Source organism: Pseudomonas sp. PS01298, from assembly GCF_029959745.1.
Taxonomy (GTDB): Bacteria; Pseudomonadota; Gammaproteobacteria; order Pseudomonadales; family Pseudomonadaceae; genus Aquipseudomonas; species Aquipseudomonas aylmerensis.
This window is the reverse complement of the sequence record NZ_JASCPP010000006.1, coordinates 36,416-49,555: the sequence shown is the minus strand read 5'-3', so window position 1 is coordinate 49,555 and position 13,140 is coordinate 36,416. Positions and strand designations below refer to the sequence as shown.

At 61.9% G+C, this 13,140-nt stretch carries 15 protein-coding genes; 12 read left to right on the top strand and 3 right to left on the bottom strand.

The genetic code is table 11. The annotated features are described in order from the left end of the window. The first annotated feature begins 111 nt into the window (after positions 1-111). The 5 genes from ribF (at position 112) to ispH (ending at position 5,911) form a co-directional block, all read left to right on the top strand. The gene (gene ribF, locus QMX97_RS04570) at positions 112-1,050 is read left to right on the top strand and encodes a bifunctional riboflavin kinase/FAD synthetase (protein ID WP_065900541.1); all 939 of its coding nucleotides are present in this window, start codon (positions 112-114) and stop codon (positions 1,048-1,050) included. 14 nt (positions 1,051-1,064) lie between these two features. After that, positions 1,065-3,896, top strand: coding sequence for an isoleucine--tRNA ligase (gene ileS / locus QMX97_RS04565; RefSeq protein ID WP_282396211.1), 2,832 nt, complete (start codon positions 1,065-1,067; stop codon positions 3,894-3,896). Further along, positions 3,889-4,398, top strand: coding sequence for a signal peptidase II (gene lspA / locus QMX97_RS04560; protein ID WP_065900545.1), 510 nt, complete (start codon positions 3,889-3,891; stop codon positions 4,396-4,398). Before ileS ends, lspA begins: the two co-directional genes overlap by 8 nt. Positions 4,399-4,405: 7 nt before the next feature. After that, a complete protein-coding gene (fkpB, locus tag QMX97_RS04555; RefSeq protein WP_173390393.1) occupies positions 4,406-4,843 on the top strand; it encodes an FKBP-type peptidyl-prolyl cis-trans isomerase in 438 nt (145 codons plus the stop codon). 120 nt (positions 4,844-4,963) lie between these two features. Then, positions 4,964-5,911, top strand: a complete 948-nt coding sequence (gene ispH / locus QMX97_RS04550; RefSeq protein WP_065900550.1) for a 4-hydroxy-3-methylbut-2-enyl diphosphate reductase — start codon at positions 4,964-4,966, stop codon at positions 5,909-5,911. Here the strand turns inward: ispH and QMX97_RS04545 are convergent. Further along, positions 5,865-6,446: a GspH/FimT family pseudopilin gene (locus tag QMX97_RS04545; RefSeq protein WP_282396205.1), complete on the bottom strand. Its 582-nt coding sequence runs from the start codon at positions 6,444-6,446 to the stop codon at positions 5,865-5,867. The two genes, ispH and QMX97_RS04545, sit on opposite strands and share 47 nt — an antisense overlap. A gap of 204 nt (positions 6,447-6,650) precedes the next feature. On the opposite strand from QMX97_RS04545, the gene pilV reads away from it, so the two are divergent. The 5 genes from pilV to thiO all read left to right on the top strand — a co-directional run bounded on the left by pilV (position 6,651) and on the right by thiO (position 9,930). Next, positions 6,651-7,124 (top strand): type IV pilus modification protein PilV, encoded by a 474-nt coding sequence (pilV, locus tag QMX97_RS04540; RefSeq protein ID WP_065900554.1) that lies wholly within the window; start codon positions 6,651-6,653, stop codon positions 7,122-7,124. Next, the gene (locus QMX97_RS04535; RefSeq protein WP_282396204.1) at positions 7,121-7,822 is read left to right on the top strand and encodes a prepilin-type N-terminal cleavage/methylation domain-containing protein; all 702 of its coding nucleotides are present in this window, start codon (positions 7,121-7,123) and stop codon (positions 7,820-7,822) included. The genes pilV and QMX97_RS04535 overlap by 4 nt, the downstream gene beginning before the upstream one ends. Positions 7,823-7,829: 7 nt before the next feature. Beyond that, on the top strand, positions 7,830-8,345 hold the full coding sequence (locus QMX97_RS04530) for a PilX N-terminal domain-containing pilus assembly protein (RefSeq protein ID WP_282396203.1): 516 nt from the start codon (positions 7,830-7,832) through the stop codon (positions 8,343-8,345). An 11-nt stretch (positions 8,346-8,356) separates the two neighbouring features. Then, on the top strand, positions 8,357-8,758 hold the full coding sequence (locus QMX97_RS04525; protein ID WP_282396202.1) for a type IV pilin protein: 402 nt from the start codon (positions 8,357-8,359) through the stop codon (positions 8,756-8,758). A gap of 62 nt (positions 8,759-8,820) precedes the next feature. Next, positions 8,821-9,930 (top strand): glycine oxidase ThiO, encoded by a 1,110-nt coding sequence (thiO, locus tag QMX97_RS04520; protein WP_065900560.1) that lies wholly within the window; start codon positions 8,821-8,823, stop codon positions 9,928-9,930. On the opposite strand, the gene QMX97_RS04515 is transcribed toward thiO, so the two are convergent. Next, positions 9,917-10,150, bottom strand: coding sequence for a PP0621 family protein (locus tag QMX97_RS04515; RefSeq protein WP_065900562.1), 234 nt, complete (start codon positions 10,148-10,150; stop codon positions 9,917-9,919). The two genes, thiO and QMX97_RS04515, sit on opposite strands and share 14 nt — an antisense overlap. Positions 10,151-10,276: 126 nt before the next feature. Then, complete coding sequence (locus tag QMX97_RS04510; protein WP_065900564.1) at positions 10,277-11,302, bottom strand: outer membrane protein assembly factor BamD; 1,026 nt, start codon at positions 11,300-11,302, stop codon at positions 10,277-10,279. A gap of 149 nt (positions 11,303-11,451) precedes the next feature. On the opposite strand from QMX97_RS04510, the gene rluD reads away from it, so the two are divergent. Beyond that, positions 11,452-12,414: a 23S rRNA pseudouridine(1911/1915/1917) synthase RluD gene (gene rluD, locus QMX97_RS04505; protein WP_010213248.1), complete on the top strand. Its 963-nt coding sequence runs from the start codon at positions 11,452-11,454 to the stop codon at positions 12,412-12,414. Continuing rightward, positions 12,411-13,136, top strand: coding sequence for a peptidoglycan editing factor PgeF (pgeF, locus tag QMX97_RS04500; RefSeq protein WP_282396201.1), 726 nt, complete (start codon positions 12,411-12,413; stop codon positions 13,134-13,136). Before rluD ends, pgeF begins: the two co-directional genes overlap by 4 nt. Positions 13,137-13,140 lie beyond the last annotated feature (4 nt).

Sequence of the window (13,140 nt, the reverse complement as noted above, 5' to 3'; positions counted from 1 at the left end):
CCGCGATAAAACGGTTGTTTTATCGATTCGATCCATTTGGCCTGCGCTGTTGCCTGTCGTCCGGGGCCGGGTGTGGTTATAATCGACCACTTTATGAGCAAGAAGCGCGTTATGCAGCTGGTTCGAGGTCTCCACAACCTGCGCCCCCAGCATCGGGGCTGCGTCGCCACTATTGGCAACTTTGACGGTGTTCACCGTGGCCACCAGGCTATCCTGGCCAGGCTGCGCGAGCGTGCGGTCGAGTTGGGCGTGCCCAGCTGCGTGGTGATTTTTGAGCCACAGCCGCGGGAATACTTTACCCCCGAAACGGCGCCGGCCCGTCTGGCCCGCCTGCGGGACAAACTGCAATTGCTGGCCGAAGAAGGCGTGGATCGCGTCCTGTGCCTGGCCTTCAACCAGCGTTTGCAGAGCCTCAGCGCTGCCGAGTTCGTCGACCGGATCCTTGTCGATGGCCTGGGCGTGCAGCACCTGGAGGTCGGTGACGACTTCCGTTTCGGCTGCGACCGCGTCGGCGATTTCGATTTCCTGCAACACGCCGGTATCACCCAGGGTTTCACCGTCGAAGCCGCGCAAACCGTCGAGTTGGACGGCCTGCGCGTGAGCAGCACCCAGGTGCGTAATGCCCTGGCCGCTGCCGACTTCGCCCTGGCCGAGCGTTTGCTCGGTCGCCCGTTCCGCATTGCCGGACGGGTACTGCACGGCCAGAAGCTGGCGCGCCAATTGGGCACGCCAACCGCCAACGTGCAACTCAAGCGCCGTCGTGTGCCGCTGACCGGGGTTTACCTGGTGAGCGTCGACATCGATGGCCAATCGTGGCCAGGAGTCGCCAACATAGGCGTCAGGCCCACGGTTGCAGGTGATGGCAAGGCCCACCTGGAAGTTCATCTTTTGGATTTTGCCGGTGATTTGTATGACCGGCGTTTGACGGTGGTTTTCCACCAGAAGCTGCGTGAAGAGCAGCGTTTCGCCTCGCTTGAGGCGTTGAAAACGGCGATCAATGCGGATGTCGCCGCCGCCCGTGCACTAGCCGCACCTAGCGCCCATCGCTAACCGAAGAGCCTTAAATGACCGACTATAAAGCCACGCTAAACCTTCCGGACACCGCCTTCCCAATGAAGGCCGGCCTGCCACAGCGCGAACCGCAGATCCTGCAGCGCTGGGACAGTATTGGCCTGTACGGAAAGTTGCGCGAAATTGGCAAGGATCGTCCGAAGTTCGTCCTGCACGACGGCCCTCCTTATGCCAACGGCACGATTCACATCGGTCATGCGCTGAACAAGATTCTCAAGGACATGATCCTGCGCTCGAAAACCCTTTCCGGTTTCGACGCGCCGTATGTCCCTGGCTGGGACTGCCACGGCCTGCCGATCGAACACAAAGTCGAAGTGACCTACGGCAAGAACCTGGGCGCGGATAAAACCCGCGAACTGTGCCGTGCCTACGCCACCGAGCAGATCGAAGGGCAGAAGTCCGAATTCATCCGCCTGGGCGTGCTCGGCGAGTGGGACAACCCGTACAAGACCATGAACTTCAAGAACGAGGCCGGTGAAATCCGTGCCTTGGCCGAAATCGTCAAGGGCGGTTTCGTGTTCAAGGGCCTCAAGCCGGTGAACTGGTGTTTCGACTGCGGCTCGGCCCTGGCTGAAGCGGAAGTCGAGTACGAAGACAAGAAGTCCTCGACCATCGACGTGGCCTTCCCGATTGCCGACGACGCCAAGCTGGCCGAGGCCTTTGGCCTGGCAAGCCTGAGCAAGCCCGCAGCCATCGTGATCTGGACCACCACGCCGTGGACCATCCCGGCCAACCAGGCGCTGAACGTGCACCCGGAATTCACCTACGCCCTGGTGGACGTCGGTGATCGCCTGCTGGTGCTGGCCGAGGAAATGGTCGAGGCCTGCCTGGCGCGTTATGAGCTGCAAGGTGCGGTGATCGCCACCACCACTGGCTCCGCGCTGGAGCTGATCAATTTCCGTCACCCGTTCTATGACCGCCTGTCGCCGGTGTACCTGGCTGACTACGTCGAACTGGGTTCGGGTACTGGCATTGTTCACTGCTCGCCAGCGTATGGCGTGGACGACTTTGTCATCTGCAAGAAATACGGCCTGGTCAACGACGACATCATCAACCCGGTGCAAAGCAACGGCGTCTACGTGCCTTCGCTCGAGTTCTTCGGCGGCCAGTTCATCTTCAAGGCCGACCAGCCGATCATCGACAAGCTGCGCGAAGTCGGTGCGCTGATGCAGACCGACACCATCAAGCACAGCTACATGCACTGCTGGCGCCACAAGACTCCGCTGATCTACCGCGCCACCGCGCAGTGGTTTATCGGCATGGACAAAGAGCCGACCAGCGGCGACACCCTGCGTGTGCGTTCGCTCAAAGCCATCGAAGACACCAAGTTCGTCCCGGCCTGGGGCCAGGCGCGCCTGCACTCGATGATCGCCAACCGCCCGGACTGGTGCATCTCCCGCCAGCGTAACTGGGGCGTGCCAATCCCGTTTTTCCTCAACAAGGAAAGCGGCGAGCTGCATCCGCGTACCGTCGAACTGATGGAAGAAGTGGCCCAGCGCGTTGAACAGGAAGGCATTGAAGCCTGGTTCAAGCTGGACGCTGCCGAACTGCTGGGCGACGAAGCGCCGCTGTACGACAAGATCAGCGACACCCTCGACGTCTGGTTCGATTCGGGTACCACCCACTGGCACGTGCTGCGCGGCTCGCACCCGATGGGCCACGCGAGCGGCCCGCGCGCCGACCTGTACCTGGAAGGCTCGGACCAACACCGTGGCTGGTTCCACTCCTCGTTGCTGACGGGTTGCGCCATCGACAACCACGCACCGTATCGCGAATTGCTGACCCACGGCTTCACCGTCGACGAGACGGGTCGCAAGATGTCCAAGTCGCTGAAGAACGTGATCGAGCCGAAAAAGATCAACGACACCCTGGGCGCCGACATCATGCGCCTGTGGGTCGCGTCGACCGACTACTCGGGCGAAATCGCCGTGTCGGACCAGATCCTGCAGCGTAGCGCCGATGCCTACCGCCGGATCCGTAATACCGCACGCTTCCTGCTGTCGAACCTGACCGGTTTCAACCCGGCCACCGACATCCTGCCGGCCGAGGACATGCTCGCCCTGGACCGTTGGGCCGTGGACCGTACCCTGTTGCTGCAACGCGAGTTGCAGGAGCACTACGGCGAATACCGCTTCTGGAACGTCTACTCGAAGATCCACAACTTCTGCGTGCAGGAGCTGGGTGGTTTCTACCTCGACATCATCAAGGACCGCCAGTACACCACCGGCGCCAACAGCAAGGCCCGCCGTTCGGCGCAGACCGCGCTGTATCACATCTCCGAAGCGCTGGTGCGCTGGATCGCACCGATCCTGGCCTTCACCGCCGACGAACTGTGGCAATACCTGCCGGGCGAGCGTAACGAATCGGTGATGCTCAACACCTGGTACGAAGGCCTGACCGAACTGCCGGCCGACTTCGAACTGGGCCGTGAGTACTGGGAAGGCGTGATGGCCGTGAAGGTTGCGGTGAACAAGGAGCTGGAAGTGCAGCGTGCGGCCAAGGCCGTGGGTGGCAACCTGCAAGCCGAAGTCACCCTGTTTGCCGAGGAAGGCCTGACCGCTGACCTGGCCAAACTGAGCAACGAGCTGCGCTTCGTGCTGATCACCTCGACCGCGAGCCTGGCACCTTTTGCCCAGGCGCCGGCCGATGCCGTGGCCACTGAAGTGCCGGGCCTCAAGCTCAAAGTCGTCAAGTCGGCCTTCCCCAAGTGCGCCCGTTGCTGGCACTGCCGTGAAGATGTCGGCGTGAACCCTGAGCATCCGGAAATCTGCGGCCGTTGCGTGGATAACATCAGCGGTACTGGCGAGGTTCGCCACTATGCCTAACGCCAGTCGTTTCGGACGTCTGGGCTGGCTCGTACTGAGCGTGCTGGTCCTGGTCATCGACCAAGTCAGCAAGGCTCATTTCGAAGGCTCGCTGGAGATGTTCCAGCAGATCGTGGTGATCCCGGATTACTTCAGCTGGACCTTGGCCTACAACACCGGCGCCGCTTTCAGCTTCCTGGCTGACAGTGGCGGCTGGCAGCGCTGGCTGTTTGCCCTGATCGCCGTGGTGGTCAGTGCGGTGCTGGTGGTCTGGCTCAAACGCCTTGGCCGCGATGACACCTGGCTCGCCATCGCCCTGGCGCTGGTGCTGGGTGGCGCGCTCGGCAACCTGTACGACCGCATTGCCCTGGGCCATGTGATCGACTTCATTCTGGTGCATTGGCAGAACCGCTGGTATTTCCCGGCATTCAACTTCGCCGACAGCGCCATCACCGTCGGTGCAATCATGCTGGCGTTGGATATGTTCAAGAGCAAGAAAACCGGAGAGACCGTCAATGACTGATCAGGTATTGGCTGAGCAACGCATCGGCCAGAACACGGAAGTCACTTTGCATTTCGCACTGCGCCTGGAGAATGGCGACACGGTCGACAGTACGTTCGACAAAGCCCCGGCGACCTTCAAGGTCGGCGACGGCAATCTGCTGCCGGGTTTTGAAGCCGCCCTGTTCGGTTTCAAGGCCGGCGACAAGCGCACCCTGCAGATCCTGCCGGAAAACGCTTTTGGCCAGCCCAACCCGCAAAACGTGCAGATCATCCCGCGTTCGCAGTTCCAGGACATGGACCTGTCGGAAGGCCTGTTGGTGATCTTCAACGACGCGGCGAATACCGAGCTGCCAGGTGTGGTCAAAACCTTCGATGACGCGCAAGTGACCATCGACTTCAACCACCCGTTGGCCGGTAAAACCTTGACGTTCGACGTTGAAATCATCGACGTTAAAGCAATCTGACCGACAAAACCGGTTCCTGTAGGAGCTGGTTTGCCTGCGATTGCATCCACTCGGTTTGCCTTCTACCCGAGTCGACTGCATCGCAGGCAAGCCAGCTCCTACAAAGACACGAGGCACAGCATGCAAATCAAACTCGCCAACCCGCGTGGCTTCTGCGCCGGCGTGGACCGGGCGATCGAAATCGTCAATCGCGCCCTGGAAGTCTTCGGGCCGCCGATTTACGTGCGCCATGAAGTCGTCCACAACAAATTCGTGGTCGAAGACCTGCGCGCGCGCGGTGCCATCTTCGTCGAAGAGCTGGACCAGGTGCCGGACGACGTTATCGTCATCTTCAGCGCCCACGGTGTTTCCCAGGCGGTGCGTACCGAAGCGGCAGGCCGTGGCCTGAAAGTATTCGATGCCACCTGCCCACTGGTCACCAAGGTGCATATCGAGGTCGCGCGCTACAGCCGTGACGGCCGTGAATGCATCCTCATCGGCCACGCCGGGCACCCTGAAGTCGAAGGCACCATGGGGCAGTACGACGCCAGCAACGGCGGCGCCATCTACCTGGTGGAAGACGAGAAAGACGTCGCCAACCTGCAGGTGCGCAACCCCGAGCGTTTGGCCTTCGTGACCCAGACCACCTTGTCCATGGACGATACCAGTCGCGTGATCGACGCGCTGCGCAGCCGCTTTCCGGCCATTGGCGGGCCACGCAAGGACGACATCTGCTACGCCACCCAGAATCGCCAGGATGCGGTCAAGCAACTGGCCAATGAGTGCGACGTCGTGCTGGTGGTCGGCAGCCCTAACAGCTCCAACTCCAACCGCCTGCGCGAGTTGGCTGAGCGCATGGCGACACCGGCGTACCTGATCGACGGTGCCGAGGACATGCAGCGCAGCTGGTTCGATGGCGTCGAGCGAATTGGTATCACTGCGGGCGCTTCGGCCCCGGAAGTGCTGGTGCGCGGAGTTATCCAGCAGTTGCACGCCTGGGGCGCTACCGGCGCGGATGAATTGGCTGGTCGTGAAGAGAACATCACTTTCTCCATGCCCAAGGAGCTGCGGGTTCGCTCGCTGCTCTGAATGCCAGGGTGCCGGAGTAGCTCCGGCACAACGCCTGCTCGGCCCTGTCGCTGCGCAGGCTGATGCGCCCGCTGGGGGCCAGCACTATCTGGTGCAGGCTCTGAACCTCGTCCGTGGCGCACACGTGCACGGTACCGGCGCGGAATCCCCCACCTGAAAATACCGGTTCACCCAACCCGCTGAAGCGAACCTGGCTCTTGACCGGCCCATTGCCCACGATCGCTACTTGCCCGCTGTCCTGGCGCTCCAGCAGCACCGGGTTGTCGTCGTCCAGATGGCCGCGTCCACTCACATCCACTATCACCCGCCAACCCTGGCTCCAGTCGTCTTCGCGTGCGTGAATCACCACCGCCTGGTTGCGTGCAATGGCTTGCGTGCGTGTAAAGCGCAGCGCGCTCGCCAGCGATTGTGCGGCACTTTGTCGTTGCTGGGACGCCAGCAGGTGCTTGAAATTGGGCACCGCCAGGTGCGCCAGGATGCTGCTCACGATCAGCCCGAGCAGCAGTTCGATCAGGGTAAAACCGCGTTGTCGCATGTGCTGTCCCTCCGTGGACCCGATTCAGTGTTGGGGTGCTGCCGTAGGTATAGCGCCACGTCGGCGGTAACGGATGATGGCCTTCATGTCCAAAGTATTTCCCTTTGTTCCCGCAGCAGCGCGGGCTGACAACCGACGCTAGTCTTGGGCCGCACAGCAGGATTTTCCTGCTTCCCTTGGCCTTCGACACGGATGACGACGGTAATGCTTGCCTGTCCGACTACCTGCTTTTTTAATGCCGCGCCCAGGCACCAGGGCGGCACTACATTGATCGAGGTGCTGATGGCGGTGCTGATTCTCGCCGTCGGCCTGCTGGGTGCGGCAGTGATCCAGTTGAACGCGCTCAAGTACACCGACAGTTCACGGATGACCAGCCAGGCCAGTTTCATCGCCTACGACATGCTCGACCGAATTCGCGCCAATGCCGGTGCCGATTACGCATGGCGCGCCGGGGCGAGCGTGCCGGCCAGTACCGCAAACGCCAGCGTGCGCGATCTGGATCTGCATGACTTCGAGGCGAATATTCGCGGTTTCGCCGGGGAGAGCGCGACGGGTTCGGTGGTGATCGGCGCCAATGAGGTGACTGTCAGCATCAGTTGGAACGATCAACGCGGCACGCATACCCCGGGTGCGCGCGAAACCTTCACCCTGACCAGTCGCATGGAGGCCGCACAGTGAGGAGGGACGCACGCGGTTTCAGCCTGGTGGAATTACTGTTGGCCCTGGCCGTCGGGCTGGTGCTGATCCTCGGCGTGAGCCAGGTGGCGATCAGCTCGCGAACGACCTCTGCCAGTCAGCAGGCGGCGATGTTGCTGCAGGATGATGCGCGGTTTGCCCTGGGCAAGTTGATCCAGGACATTCGCCAGGCCGGCATGTTTGGCTGCCTGGCGACAGCGGTTATCGAGAATGCCCCGCCGGCCTTTGACCGGCCTGTCGCCTGGAGTGCCGTGGGCGCCTCAAAGTCGCTGACGTTGATCACCGCTGATATCGCAGGTGGCAAACCCGACTGGACGGTGCTGTCCGACTGCACCGGCACTGCCCATGCCTACTCCGCCAGCGCACCTGCGCCAACGCCTGGGCAAATCTCTTTTGCGCTACGCCAGCTTACCTACACCTTTGAGGCGGGGCAGTTGAAGGTCAGCACGCCCGCTGCGCGGGCCAAGGCGGTGCTGGTGGATAACGTGCAGCGTTTCGAAATCAGTTTTGGCATGGCCGACAGGTTGGACTCATTGACGGTGGCGCGCTACGACGACAGCCCGGTCGACGCTGCCTTGATACGCAGCGTGCGCATCCTGATGACGCTGCAAGACCCGACAGGCCGGGTCAAGGATCAAACCTACAGCGTCGCGGCGGCGCTGAGAAACCGTGTGGGGTAGGGCGGCCATGGTGTTTTCTCGTCAAGGCGGCATGGTGCTGTTGATCAGCCTGGTGTTTCTGCTGCTGTTGTCGCTGGTCGGTTTGTCATCGATGCAAATGGCTGTGACGCAGCAAAAGATCGCCGCGAGCCTCTGGCATCGCAACCAGTCACTTCAGACGGCTGAAAGTGGCTTGAGGCTGGGTGAGTCAAGGGTGCGGCGGGAGTTTGCGGGGTTGGCGCCGTGCCAATCGTTCGTCACCTGTGCGCCACCGGGTGAGGCGTTCTCGGTGACAGGTGCTGGCGTGAATCCCGTGTCGGGCGTGAATTGGGCCGGCCTGAAAGGTGGTCTCTACGGTGTGCAATCCCTGGGGACTGGCGTGGGGGTGGCGCATTTGCCGGCGCAAACCCCGGCCACCTTGTACCGAGTGACCGCGGTCGGGTTCAGTGGCCAATCGCGTACGGTGCTGGAGAGTGTGTATGTGCGGGTAGAGGAGGACGGGCGGTCGTGGTTTCGGCGAGTGGCCTGGCGACAACTTCAATAAGGAGTAGAGGGATGGACATGGATAGCCAGGGTTTTACCCTGATCGAGTTACTGATCGCCGTGGCGATCATCGGGCTTCTGGCCGGTATCGCTTACCCCGGGTACGCCGGTCATGTGAAAAAAGTCTATCGCGCCGAGATCGTCGCGCTGTTGACCGAGCAGGCTCAGTACCTGGAGCGCTTTTATGCGAGGAACGGTACTTTTATTGACGCAAGCGGCGTCAGTACGGGCAATGATCGCTATAGAATCACCGCAGCATTGAACCCTCAGGATTACCGCCTGGTGGCTACGCCTGCCGTCGACTCTGGAATGGCCGGCGATCCCTGTGGTGACTTCAGCCTGACCAGCAGCGGTGCGCGGGCCAACCTTGGCGCCGCACCCGCCATGTCGCGCAAGACATGCTGGGGGCAATGATGAGAGTGCTGGATGATTGGGCGCCGGGTGCGCTTGTTCCTATTTATCGGCTGGATCAAATGATGGCTAAGCAACAGCAAGTGGTGATTGTCGGTGGCGGTGTTATCGGCTTGTTGACGGCGTACAACCTGGCGACGCAAGGGCAGGCGGTGGTGCTGCTGGAGCGCGCGGGCGTGGGGCAGGAGTCTTCCTGGGCCGGCGGTGGCATTGTTTCGCCCTTGTACCCATGGCGCTACAGCCCGGCGGTCACTGCGCTGGCCCATTGGTCCCAGGATTTTTATCCACAGCTGGCCGAGCGGCTGTTTGCGGCCACAGGCGTTGACCCGGAGGTGCATACCACCGGGTTGTACTGGCTCGATCTGGATGACGAAGCCGAGGCCCTGGCCTGGGCGGCACGTGAAGGCCGGCCGTTGAGCAAAGTGGATGTGTCCGCTGCCCACGATGCCGTCCCGGTACTGGGTGGCGGCTATGCCCGGGCGATCTACATGGCCAACGTGGCCAATGTGCGCAACCCGCGGTTGGTCAAATCGCTCAAGGCGGCACTGTTGGCGTTGCCGGGTGTGACGATTCACGAGCAATGCGAGGTAGCTGGTTTTGTCCTCGAGGATGGCAATGTCGTGGGCGTGAACACGGCGGATGGCCCGATCCATGGCGATCAGGTCGTGCTGGCGGCGGGGGCGTGGAGTGGTCAGCTGCTCGGTACGCTGGGGTTGGCGCTGCCGGTGGAGCCGGTCAAGGGACAGATGATTCTGTACAAATGTGCCTCGGATTTCCTCTCGAGCATGGTCCTGGCCAAGGGGCGCTATGCGATTCCCCGGCGCGACGGGCACATCCTGATCGGCAGCACCCTGGAGCATGAAGGCTTCGACAAGACGCCTACCGACACTGCGCTGGAAAGCTTGAAGGCGTCGGCGGTGGAGCTGATTCCAGCCTTGGCAGATGCCGAAGTGGTGGGGCACTGGGCCGGTTTACGCCCCGGCTCTCCGGAAGGTATTCCGTATATCGGCCAGGTGCCGGGCTTTAATGGGCTATGGCTCAACTGCGGGCATTACCGCAATGGCCTGGTGCTGGCGCCGGCGTCCTGCCAGCTGTTTGCGGATTTGTTGCTGGAGAGAGCGCCGATCATTGATCCAGCACCCTACGCGCCCGCTGGTCGCCTCAACGCTGGATAGACTTCGGCCCCTGTTCCAGATGCGCCTGCGTGCAATACCACTCCTGGCGTGAGCTGAGGGCGCGATCCTGCGGCAGATGCACGCCGCAATGTGCGCAGCGCACCATCAGGGCTGCGCCCGGTTCGCCGGGGCGTTGCTGTCTGGCGGTCGGGCTTTTGAATTTGCGCCAGAACCATACCGCGGCAGCAATGACGGCAATCCAGAACAGTAGACGAACCATGATGGGCAGTTTCTCGATAAGTAATGGGCCAGTTTAGCCAAGGACGCGACAGGCGCACAGCGCAATAATGCTGGCGCATAAAAAAGGGAGCCCCGTGGGGCTCCCTTTTGCGTTGCGTCGACTGAATCAGTCGAACACACCGAAGGTCATGTAGCTGAACCACGAGCGGTCCTGGTTGTTGCCCAGGGCCTGCGGCTCTTGCTCTTCGATCACGTCGCCGTTCTCGTCGTGTGGCTTGAGGTCCGAAGGGATCGCGTCCTTGGCGTCCTGGTACTGCTTGATCACGTCCTGGTTGGCGCGGGTTTCGCCCGGCGGCAGCGGCGGACGGGACTCGATCAGGCCCAGGGTGTACTTGCTCAGCCACGAACGGTTGTCGGCTTCGGCAACCTGAGGCACGAACTGGCCGTCCTTCAGGCTTGGGTGGTCAGGGTAGTTGAGCTTGAGGGTTTCCAGGCTGGTGCTGGCCAGTTCGTCCAGGTGCAGGCGCTGGTAAGCCTCGGTCATCACTGCCAGGCCATCACCGACCGAAGGCGTTTCCTGGAAGTTTTCCACGACATAACGACCACGGTTGGCTGCCGCTACATAAGCCTGACGGGTCAGGTAGTAGTGAGCCACGTGAATCTCGTAGGAAGCCAGCAGGTTGCGCAGGTAGATCATGCGCTGCTTGGCGTCCGGCGCGTAGCGGCTGTTGGGGAAGCGGCTGGTCAGCTGGGCGAACTCGTTGTAGGAGTCGCGGGCAGCGCCCGGGTCACGCTTGGTCATGTCCAGCGGCAGGAAGCGCGCCAGCAGGCCGACGTCCTGGTCGAACGAGGTCAGGCCCTTCATGTAGTAGGCGTAGTCGACGTTCGGGTGCTGCGGGTGCAGGCGGATGAAACGCTCGGCGGCGGACTTGGCAGCTTCCGGCTCGGCGTTCTTGTAGTTGGCGTAGATCAGCTCGAGCTGGGCCTGGTCGGCGTAGCGCCCGAACGGATAGCGCGACTCCAGTGCCTTCAGCTTCGCTGTGGCGCTGGTGTAGCTATTATTGTCCAAGTCTTTCTGAGCCAGTTGGTACAACTCGACTTCGCTCAGGTTTTCGTCGACGACTTCCTTTGTTGACGAGCAAGCAGCAGTCATGGCGAGGATGGCGATCAGCAGCAGGTGTTTCACTTGCATGGCGGCTTGCGTCCCTATGACGGCCGCTGTCTTGGGCGGGGCCGTCCTGTTATGATGAGCGCCCCGTTGAAAGCCTCGGGGCAAAAGACGCCGTATTTAACCACAAGCGCGCAGCCGAAACCAAAGGCTGTGCCACGCCTAGTCTGAGCATGTCCGATAAAATTGAACTTCGCGCAGAGGTGCCGTCCGAATTGGGCGGCCAACGCCTCGATCAAGTCGCCGCACAATTATTCGCTGAGCACTCGCGCTCGCGCCTTTCCGCCTGGATCAAAGACGGCCGCCTGACTGTGGATGGAGCGGTTATCCGCCCGCGAGACATAGTGCATGGCGGTGCGATTCTTGAGCTGACTGCCGAGCAGGAAGCCCAGGGAGAATGGGTCGCCCAGGACATCGAGCTGGATATCGTCTATGAAGACGACGACATCCTGGTCATCAACAAACCCGCAGGCCTGGTGGTTCACCCGGCGGCCGGGCACGCTGATGGCACCTTGCTCAATGCTCTGTTGCACCACGTGCCGGACATCATCAATGTCCCGCGTTGTGGCATCGTGCACCGCCTGGACAAGGACACCACCGGCCTGATGGTGGTGGCCAAGACCATCCAGGCGCAGACACAGCTGGTGACGCAATTGCAGAGCCGCAGTGTCAGCCGGATCTACGAGTGCATCGTGATCGGCGTGGTGGTGGCGGGTGGCAAGATCAACGCCCCAATTGGTCGCCACGGCCAGCAGCGCCAGCGTATGGCGGTAATGGAAGGTGGCAAGCAGGCCGTCAGCCACTACCGTGTGCTGGAGCGTTTCCGGTCCCACACCCATGTGCGGGTCAAGCTGGAAACCGGGCGTACCCACCAGATTCGTGTGCACATGGCCCACATCAACTTCCCGTTGGTCGGCGACCCGGCCTACGGTGGCCGCTTCCGCATTCCACCGGCGGCCAGTGCGACCATGGTTGATTCGCTGAAAAACTTCCCGCGCCAGGCACTGCATGCACGTTTCCTGGAGCTGGATCATCCGACGAGCGGTAAGCGGATGAGCTGGGAATCGCCTCTTCCAGACGATCTGGTCTGGTTGCTGTCGCTGCTCAAGCAGGATCGCGAGGCGTTTATCGGATGAGTGACTGGCTGATTCCTGACTGGCCCGCGCCGGCTCAGGTCAAGGCCTGCGTCACCACCCGTGCGGGCGGCGTCAGCCTGGCGCCGTTCGACAGTCTCAACCTGGGCGATCATGTCGAGGACAGCCTGGAGGCTGTACTCGAAAACCGCCGTCGCCTCACTGATGCCTTTGATATCCAGCCCGCCTGGCTGCGTCAGGTCCATGGGGTGAAGGTGGTCGAGGCGAATCCTGGAGTGACCGCCGAAGCCGATGGCAGTTGGAGCAGCACGCCCGGCATCGCCTGCACGTCCATGACCGCCGATTGCCTGCCCGCATTATTCTGCAACCGTGCCGGTACGCGTGTCGCAGCAGCCCATGCCGGCTGGCGTGGCCTTGCAGCGGGTGTGCTCGAAGCCGCCTTCGAAAGCCTGGATACCGATCCCGGTGAGGTGTTGGTGTGGCTGGGCCCGGCCATCGGTCCACAGGCTTTTGAAGTCGGCCCGGAAGTGCGTGAGGCCTTTATGCAGCAACTGCCGGTTGCCGCCGAGGCCTTTGTGCCGAGCCGCAATCCCGGCAAGTTCATGGCCGATATCTACCAGTTGGCCCGCCTGCGCCTGGCGGCACGTGGCATCACCGCGGTTTATGGTGGCGGCTTCTGCACCGTCACCGACCCGCGCTTCTTTTCTTACCGGCGCAGCCCCCGCACCGGTCGTTTTGCCTCCCTTATCTGGCTTGAACGCTAGACTC

What these genes read in the sequence shown, in the direction of transcription:
- ribF (WP_065900541.1), top strand. Translation starts at nt 112, where the DNA reads ATGCAGCTGGTTCGAGGTCTCCACAACCTGCGCCCCCAGCATCGGGGC.
- ileS (WP_282396211.1), top strand. Translation starts at nt 1,065, where the DNA reads ATGACCGACTATAAAGCCACGCTAAACCTTCCGGACACCGCCTTCCCA.
- lspA (WP_065900545.1), top strand. Translation starts at nt 3,889, where the DNA reads ATGCCTAACGCCAGTCGTTTCGGACGTCTGGGCTGGCTCGTACTGAGC.
- ispH (WP_065900550.1), top strand. Translation starts at nt 4,964, where the DNA reads ATGCAAATCAAACTCGCCAACCCGCGTGGCTTCTGCGCCGGCGTGGAC.
- QMX97_RS04545 (WP_282396205.1), bottom strand. Translation starts at nt 6,446, where the DNA reads ATGCGACAACGCGGTTTTACCCTGATCGAACTGCTGCTCGGGCTGATC.
- pilV (WP_065900554.1), top strand. Translation starts at nt 6,651, where the DNA reads ATGCTTGCCTGTCCGACTACCTGCTTTTTTAATGCCGCGCCCAGGCAC.
- QMX97_RS04530 (WP_282396203.1), top strand. Translation starts at nt 7,830, where the DNA reads ATGGTGTTTTCTCGTCAAGGCGGCATGGTGCTGTTGATCAGCCTGGTG.
- QMX97_RS04525 (WP_282396202.1), top strand. Translation starts at nt 8,357, where the DNA reads ATGGACATGGATAGCCAGGGTTTTACCCTGATCGAGTTACTGATCGCC.
- thiO (WP_065900560.1), top strand. Translation starts at nt 8,821, where the DNA reads ATGGCTAAGCAACAGCAAGTGGTGATTGTCGGTGGCGGTGTTATCGGC.
- QMX97_RS04515 (WP_065900562.1), bottom strand. Translation starts at nt 10,150, where the DNA reads ATGGTTCGTCTACTGTTCTGGATTGCCGTCATTGCTGCCGCGGTATGG.
- QMX97_RS04510 (WP_065900564.1), bottom strand. Translation starts at nt 11,302, where the DNA reads ATGCAAGTGAAACACCTGCTGCTGATCGCCATCCTCGCCATGACTGCT.
- rluD (WP_010213248.1), top strand. Translation starts at nt 11,452, where the DNA reads ATGTCCGATAAAATTGAACTTCGCGCAGAGGTGCCGTCCGAATTGGGC.
- pgeF (WP_282396201.1), top strand. Translation starts at nt 12,411, where the DNA reads ATGAGTGACTGGCTGATTCCTGACTGGCCCGCGCCGGCTCAGGTCAAG.